The organism is Paenibacillus sp. OT2-17 (assembly GCF_009827695.1).
Lineage (GTDB): Bacteria > Bacillota > Bacilli > Paenibacillales > Paenibacillaceae > Paenibacillus > Paenibacillus polymyxa_B.
The window spans coordinates 1-1,372 of sequence record NZ_WUDQ01000779.1; the positions used below are offsets into that span (position 1 = coordinate 1).

Consider the following 1,372-nt stretch of genomic DNA (forward strand, 5'->3'; position numbering starts at 1 on the left):
GGCACGTCCGGACATTTGAAACAGTACCTTCCGAGCGGTATCCAGCTGATGGGGGAGTGGAGTGAGGTCTTGCAAATGCTGTAGACATTGAAGCTCATCGAAGCTCGGCACCAGCTTGGCTTTTTCAGCCTCAATGGCCAGCTGATACAGATTCCAATCTCCCCAAGGGCCACCTTTGCGTAGGCGTTGGTCCAGCTCATCCTGCCAGCTTCGATCAAATTGCACCGGAACAGGCAGTGGCGCTTGATTGTGTATATGCGGGGAACTTGTCGATTTGGCTTTCATGATGATTCCCTCCCTCCTGGTAGTAGCACAGTTGAAGCTCTTGGTTCTGTCACATATGTGGCATCTATTTAGCACAGATCGTAGATGTAGTATGGACGGAAAAAGATATCTTCATAACAGGAGGGATGAAATCCTTTAGCTGCCTTCCATTAACTTTTGGAGTTTACTTTCCGTAGAGGTTTGCGCATTGGGGGTGTAAATGCTACAACGGAGATCAACACTGCCTTGTACCTGAAGAGAAGTCAGGTCAAATAGCATTTTGCCAGCCTTGGCATGACGAAATTCAATGAGCACCTCCGGTGCGGAGCTTACTTCACTCTGATTCCAAAGCTCGTTAAACTCTGGGTAGGTCTGGCTCATATTTTGTATAAATTGTGCATACCAGGGGTCTGTCACGTATTGCCCGTAATAAGCGCGGAAAATAGCAAGGAACCCCTTTACAAAGTGTTCCCAGTTCACGGCTAGACTTTTAAACTCCTTTTTGGTGAATAGCAGTTCAATCATATTGCGTTGCTCATGGGGTAGCTCGGCAAAATCCATAAAAACATGAGCAGCAGCGGCGTTCCAGCCGACAATATGACAGCGCCGATCTGAAATAATAGCAGGGCAGTAGTGCAGCTCTTGTACGATCTTTTGCAGAGAGGGGGAAATGACGGCTTGCTCTGCAGGAGCAGGAAGGCTGTGAGACCCGGCCTCAATCGCCAAATCATACAAATATTTGCGCTCGTCTGTGTTCAACTGCAATGCGGCAGCAATAGCATCCAACACAGAGGCGGACACCTTAATATCTCGTCCTTGTTCCAGCCAGGTATACCAGGTCGTACTGACACCTGCCAGCTGAGCGACTTCTTCTCTGCGCAAGCCTGGTGTTCTGCGACGTGATCCTTGGGGGAGACCGACCATATGTGGGTGTAGGCGGGCTCTTTTCGTTTTTAGAAAAACAGATAGTGCTTCCAGACGTGCTTCCGTTTTCATAGGTATTTTCTCTCCATTCAATGGGTATATCCGAAGTGAGCAATAAGGCGTTTACTATAGTAGTGTTCATTATACCAGGATAAACAAACACTTGTAATAGGATAAGACGAGG

1 protein-coding gene and 1 pseudogene are annotated in these 1,372 nt (G+C 47.9%); both read right to left on the bottom strand.

Annotated elements, in window-relative coordinates:
* A pseudogene (locus GRP75_RS27045) lies at positions 1-285 on the bottom strand (ATP-dependent helicase); the annotation flags it as partial.
* Between the two features lie 135 nt (positions 286-420).
* The gene (locus tag GRP75_RS27050) at positions 421-1,260 is read right to left on the bottom strand and encodes a helix-turn-helix transcriptional regulator (protein WP_069291645.1); all 840 of its coding nucleotides are present in this window, start codon (positions 1,258-1,260) and stop codon (positions 421-423) included.
* Positions 1,261-1,372 lie beyond the last annotated feature (112 nt).